Genomic DNA, 423 nt, shown 5'->3' with positions numbered 1-423 from the left:
CCCGCCCTCGTCGCCGACGACAGCGAGCGCCTGTGGTCCCTGCTCGACGGCTCCCCGGCCGGCACCCTCTGCCTGGTCGCCGACAACGCGGGCCGTGAACTCGTCCCCGATCTGCTGCTGATCGCCCATCTGCTGGCCCACGGCCGTATCGCCCGCGCCGTTGTGCACGTCAAGCCGCACCCGTACTCCGTCTCCGACGCCACCACCGCCGACGTCCTCGACGCCGTACGCCGCCTCGCCGCCGCCAAGGGCGCCGCCGAGGCGTACGGACACCGCCTGCGCGCCGCCCTCACCGACGGGCGGCTCGCACTGCGCGCCCACCCGTTCTCCTGCGCGCCCCTGCCGTACGCCGACATGCCGGACGACCTGCGCGCCGACTTCGCCGCGGCGACCGTCACCGTCCTCAAGGGCGACCTCAACTAC

The 423-nt window shown here is 74.5% G+C and carries 1 protein-coding gene; it reads left to right on the top strand.

Annotated features, from left to right (window positions below; genetic code table 11):
* The coding region (locus LPA54_RS39915; RefSeq protein WP_228985307.1) for a protein-glutamate O-methyltransferase family protein at positions 1–423 on the top strand (423 nt) is incomplete at both ends.

The organism is Streptomyces sp. DH12 (assembly GCF_020873895.1).
Classification (GTDB): Bacteria; Actinomycetota; Actinomycetes; order Streptomycetales; family Streptomycetaceae; genus Streptomyces.
This window is presented reverse-complemented; position numbering and strand designations above follow the sequence as displayed.